Origin of the sequence: uncultured Streptococcus sp. (genome assembly GCF_938036805.1) — a bacterium.
Classification (GTDB): Bacteria; Bacillota; Bacilli; order Lactobacillales; family Streptococcaceae; genus Streptococcus.
Window position 1 is genome coordinate 1 of the sequence record NZ_CALHWC010000165.1, and the last position, 5,777, is coordinate 5,777.

At 43.8% G+C, this 5,777-nt stretch carries 4 protein-coding genes; all 4 read right to left on the minus strand.

Features of this window, described 5'->3' with window-relative positions; translation table 11 throughout:
• On the minus strand, nt 1-352 hold a 352-nt coding region (locus Q0191_RS06655), incomplete at its 3' end, for a hypothetical protein (protein ID WP_297664968.1).
• Between the two features lie 22 nt (nt 353-374).
• The gene (locus Q0191_RS06660) at nt 375-956 is read right to left on the minus strand and encodes a DUF1366 domain-containing protein (protein WP_297664961.1); all 582 of its coding nucleotides are present in this window, start codon (nt 954-956) and stop codon (nt 375-377) included.
• Between the two features lie 19 nt (nt 957-975).
• Nucleotides 976-3,042, minus strand: coding sequence for a DUF859 family phage minor structural protein (locus Q0191_RS06665; RefSeq protein WP_297664963.1), 2,067 nt, complete (start codon nt 3,040-3,042; stop codon nt 976-978).
• Nucleotides 3,042-5,723: a phage tail protein gene (locus tag Q0191_RS06670; protein ID WP_297664965.1), complete on the minus strand. Its 2,682-nt coding sequence runs from the start codon at nt 5,721-5,723 to the stop codon at nt 3,042-3,044. The genes Q0191_RS06665 and Q0191_RS06670 overlap by 1 nt, the downstream gene beginning before the upstream one ends.
• Between the last annotated feature and the right edge of the window lie 54 nt (nt 5,724-5,777).

Sequence of the window (5,777 nt, forward strand, 5' to 3'; positions counted from 1 at the left end):
ACAAAAGCTTGATGGCACCATTGCCGCCAAGCTCAACATAGCTCTCGTAAAGACGGGACAGCTCCTCTAGCTCATGCTGTGTAGTCTGGCCACGCCTCAAGGCTTTTTTTAGGTTTTCCTGCAATCGAAAACGTTGCAAGCGTTGCAAGCCTTTTTGGATCAGGTTTAGATCCTGATTGTTTCTGTTCCCAATATTTTGGATGTTTGTCACGGACTCTTTCAGGTCGCCCAAATCCTCGGCTAAAGCTTCTATTCGCTTGTCGGTTTCCTTACTGTTTTGATTACTCCTGTAGCTAAAATAGCTAGGGATAATCACGACTAAGACCGTTGTGATCTTATCTAATAAATCCATCGAATTCACATTTTGCCACCTTCTATCCTAATTTAGGCATGATGATGCTTAAAATGCCTGTTTGTAACATTTCTTCGACATTTTGTCCCCTGTAAGTGTAGCCATCACCTTCGCGAGTAGTAAATTTAAAAATTGTTGCTGTATCTTTTGGCCATTTTGAATTTGTCCCGAACGGATAAGGCATAGCAACTATATCTCCGTTCGTGTACCGCTTTTCTTTTTCTAATGGCTTGATAATTGCAGCAACCTTCGTATAGGCATTCTGTTCCATTCCGCCATCGCGCGTGATAGCAAGTGAAATTAAGACATCTGCCAAAATTGCTACATCTTCCACTTTTTGCTTATTGGCTTCTCCAGCCTTTTTATTTTTTTCAAGCTGTTCGTCGATCTGATTAAATTTATCTCTTTCTGCCTTGTCCGGGAAATTTACAAAGTAAATTTGGTCTAAAGCCAATTTAAACAGCTCGCCACTCTCTTTATTTATAAAATCTGGATCAAAAAACACAGGATAAATTGCACCCTCTGAATTTCCGAGGACTACCCGTGTTTTGTAAGGCTCGCCGCTGACATAGTCAACGGATTTGCTTAAAAACTCTAACTTCATATTTTCTCCTTTTAAAATTTTACGCTATACGGCGCCACCTATAAACAGCTATGTACGGCTGTAAAGTACTGGCTTCCCCTGATGTCCCAACAATATCAGTAAAATGATTGAAAGTCGCATCGGCATTGCCGGTTGTTCCTTGTACTCTGTAAGTCGGTTTTTCTTTCCCTGTCACATTTTGATTCCCATGTTTAAATCCGAGACTGGCAACATCGCTGCCCACCGGGCCAATGGCAGCCTCATAACTCCCGTCGCTGTGGCTATGTTTCTTACTTCCTCCGGTTTTAGAGCTGGAGTTAAAGTCGCCGTCGGTTTCATCCACACCGACAAGCACTTTGCCGTTGCCAAATCGTTCCCAAGCGCCCCCCATAAATGTCGCGGGGTTAGCGGAAGAAGTGCTTTGATAAATTGAGCCGACAGGATAGAAGTTATCAATTCCTTCTACAACCCACGGCGTCCAATTGCCGGACCGATAATCTCTGTGACGGTACCAAACTTTATGTCCACCATAAGACGTAAAACGCTGGTTAGCTTCTTTGGTAGATAAGTTAGATATTCTGAAAGTCTCCAAAATTCCCCAACCGCTGTCTGGCGTGTCTTTATTCGTCCACGCCGCTCCTCCCTCTAAAAGGTCATTAACGCTAACATTTCCAGCCCATTCGGTGCAAGACCTCAAAAAACCGTCGATGTATACATTCCCTTTGACATCAAACGCCCCGCGTTCGCGTATTTTATTAACTCCGACCCCGTTTCTATCGTAGGAAAATACAACTGTCTCCGTTCCGACAATTGCGCTAAATTCCGTTTGCGTAAATCTATCTTCTAAGGTGCCGACAATTACCCATGATTTGTTAGCTACATATTTTTCTTGGAGAATTGCACTTGAATTAACAAAACCAGATACAGTTGTCCAAGAACCGGAAGCTGGGCCGCTATCAACTCTATAAGCTGTAGTTCCTGCAGGCGCAACTTTAAAGGTCAGTCTCATCAAGTTTTTTTGGATGCCATTAACAGTCAACGCTGCTACCTTCGCGGTGCGCGTGATCGTTAATGTGCTGGATTCAGACCCCGACCTAGCGACATCAAATTTTAAGATGGGTGAGAAATACTCTAAGATGTTTACTGTTTTGTCAATTGTATTACTGGTTCTTCCTCGACTATCAATCACTCGCGCTCTAATAGTCACATTCCCTGAATAGTTCATGATTCCCAAAGAACCACCGTTTTGATTGGTCGTTTGATTCTTGCCAACAACCTCGGCGTAATACCCTGTAATGGTTGAGCCATACGCTCCTGTAGCTTGCCCAAAATTGACTTTAATGTTAGACAGGACAGAGATAAAAGCCTGTTCTCCCGGAACTACGTTGCCGGCCGCGGTGTTGCCATCTGTTAAAGTGAAGCCGGTTAATTTAGGTTTAACATCGTCTGAAACAGTCGCGGTGAAAGTCGTTGATTTCTCGCCGATTTTCTTTCCGTCGCCGTACGTCTCTATTATTAGTGTTCCTGTACCACTTGTGGCGTTGGGGATGTCATCAGCAAAATTAAGAGGGATAGTCCAGGATGTAGAGGTATCCACATTGCTTGCAATAGTCCCTGTCTTACTGCCCCAAAAATAGCGGACAGTATGCTTGAAACTAGAACTTTGACGATCGATGTTGATCGTTACTGGACTACCAATAGTGCCTGAACCAATGCTAACCGAGCTAGACCTTGGAATAGTAGTCAGCGTGAATGAAGTACCGCTGATACTCAAAGTACCAGGAGACCAACCTCCACTGCCACTAAAGCTAGCAGACAAGCCAAAGGCCTTGCTACCGTCTGCATTGTGCCCAACCGTGATAGTCTGGTCAATGAGCCACACAGTTTGATTATAAGACAACACAGACGGTCTGCCCGACCAGTTCAAGCGCTGTCCGTTCAAGTCAACCCAAGCCAAGCAATTATAATCAGTAAATGTTGTAGTTGTATTGAGTAATGCAAGTCTAACCCTAACTTGGCTACTATTCCCTGGTATATTTTGTGATACTTGGTCAACCCATAAACGAATACGGTAACCTCTATCATTATTTGACCAAAATTCAGCCATTAAGCACCTCCTACGTATCTAATAACATTCATATCTGGGTTGAGATGGTATTGTTCTTCTCTAAACCGTCCAATCTGGATTGTCTTAGAGAAAATACCATTTTCAATGTGGATGACCCCTTGAGAAATATACATAACCTCCACCCCTGCCGAAAACATTGAGATACGCCCGTTGGGATTAAACATCATGCTAGAGCTGCCATCATTCTTACCGATTACCAGTCCATCATTCGACGAGCTCATATAAGTATCAATGAAATTCCAGCGGTCAGAGAGTTCTCCAAGGTTTTTAGCGATAGTTGAGACACGTTGAGTAGCAGAGACTAGGTCTTTTTCTGCCTGAGCTTTAGCCTTATCATTGGCTTTGACATAGTCTTGATATGCTTTAAGCCAGTTATCCAATGTAGCAACACTAGCTTTAGCTTCAAGCTCAGCTTGGATAATTCCTGCTTTCTCATTGAGGGCGTTAAGCTGTTCCTGTGTCAGGATTTGGTCTGCCTTGGAGTCAATATCAGCTTGCACATCCTCTGGAGCTGGCGACCAATCTGTTTTGACAGTCCCTTGCTCTACCTTAACCTCCCAAACGCTTTTAAGCTTTTGAGGGTCTTTTCGATAGGTATTGACTCGCAGATGGTAGGTTCCAGTCGGACGGCTCCAAACAAATTCTGTGCCAGTTGTGCCAGTTTTGGCATCTGACACGATTTGGTAGTTTGTTACAGCTTTATCCATGATCCAAAGAACAACATTATCTGACTCTTTAAATCCGTCATGATGAGAGGTAAAGGTTCCATCAGTTTTAGCAGATATTCGATATCTTTGTCCATTAACCATGTAGATAGATGTCTCGTTGTGATAAAGTACATTATTATCAAAATTCGAAGGGTTTCTGTTTGGCTTAAACGGGCCTTTCGAGCCTTTTAACAAGTTCCGACCGCCAACCTCGACATTGTCAAAAAGAGCTGTCCACTTGTACCTAGTGTGGTCTTGGCTATCTGCCTCAGTAAAGTCTGTCAGCGTCCCTAGGTAGCGTTTGTTGGTGCTGTCTGAGGTGCTAAAACCGTCGCGACCATCAGCTGAGTTTGCCCAAGCACGGTGAAAGTATGGTGTTCTACCGTCTGCCCCTGGCTTACCTGGAATACCTTGAGGACCGTCCTTACCGTTTAAGCCATCTGAACCTCTCCATCTCGTCCAGCGATAATCAGCAGGATTGACGCTGTCAGTTGAGTTAAAATCAACATAGACCCCTATATAGGCCTTGTCTGCGTCGGTCTGACTAAAACCACTACCCGAGACAGTATCAGCATAGGCTAAGTGAGTGTATTGAGTTCTACCGTCAGCTCCTTTTGGTCCAGGAATACCTTGGTCGCCCTTGACACCCTGTAAACCTTGGAGGCCTTGCAAGCCGCGCTCACCACGGTCACCACGGTCACCTTTTTCGCCTCTATCTCCCTTATCTCCCTTTGCTCCAGTTTCACCTTTATCCCCCTTAGCTCCATCCCGACCGTTGCGACCATCGTTAATGTTGACGAAGGTTAATTGAGTCCGAGCTACCTCAGTATTTTTGATGTAGGCTGCCACCGTTAAAACCTGAGTATCTGACAGTTTAGCAGCCACGACCTTGTAACTTTGGCCGGCTATCACTTCTGTCCCGAAATAAAAACGGTAAGAAACATCTGCTATTATTTGTTTCTTACCTTTTCGTAAAGTTGGGCTAACTATGCTTTCGCCTTGTCCGTTCTTAAACTGCCACCCTCTATCTGTAGAGAGCTCTATTTCATATGGCTGCGCCTCTTCTGCAAGTCTGGCCATCCGTTCTTGCAGACTACTAGAAATAGCGTTCTTGAGCTTTTGAATATTAGAAAAAACAAAATTATTATTGTTTGGATTACTAAAAGAGATAATTTGTTCTGTGATACGAGCCTTTAAAATTAGTCCGCCTACAAAATTATTATCTTGGATCTTAACAATGTCACCCAATTCTAAACCTAAGTGACCGGCAACCATATCCGAACGAACAGAAACCGCGTAAGTTACGACTGGATAAGCGTGCTGCTTTATCCATTTCAGCATATACCCCCAGAGCGCTTCCTCCGTGCTGTACTCGGTAGCCAAATCGTTTCGTATCCACTCGTCACTAGTCAAAGAAGCAGAAGCCGGAAACATCTCGACAGATAGCGGAGCATAGAGCCCTCTGCTTCCTTTTCGAGTATAAAACTCTACTCGACCATCCTCGTTTTTAATCTCTCGTTCGATATTCTCGATTCCGAAAGTTTTTGTTTCCTCTCCTTCTGTTTTTGTTCCAGTCGCAAACAAGACATTAAAGAGCTGGCTTTTATCCACGGTTCGCTGAACACCTTTTAGTTCACGTCCGTAGCGTAGCTTAACATCTCCGCGTAATCTGCCAACGCCTTGATGGTTATCATCGTGCTCGTGGTAGATATTTAAAACCAACTCTTTAAAGGCTCCGTTCTTCGTCAAATTGGTTTCAAACTCAAATTCTCCTTCAAATTGACGAATGACCGAAATTAACCGAGCTAGTTTTGTTTCTTGACCATCAAAAGTCAAAGCGCGTTTTCGGTCAGACAGTTCATTTACTGCTATTCTGATCCGAGCGAAGTTCAAAATTTCCATCTTCGTTAGGTACCATTCAAGCGATTGGGCTTCTTCAGATTTGAATGACAAAGCCATCTCGTTTTTTAGTTCCAGGTTTAGATTGTTGCAAGATAGCTGAATACT

What these genes read in the sequence shown, in the direction of transcription:
- Q0191_RS06665 (WP_297664963.1), bottom strand. Translation starts at nt 3,042, where the DNA reads ATGGCTGAATTTTGGTCAAATAATGATAGAGGTTACCGTATTCGTTTA.
- Q0191_RS06660 (WP_297664961.1), bottom strand. Translation starts at nt 956, where the DNA reads ATGAAGTTAGAGTTTTTAAGCAAATCCGTTGACTATGTCAGCGGCGAG.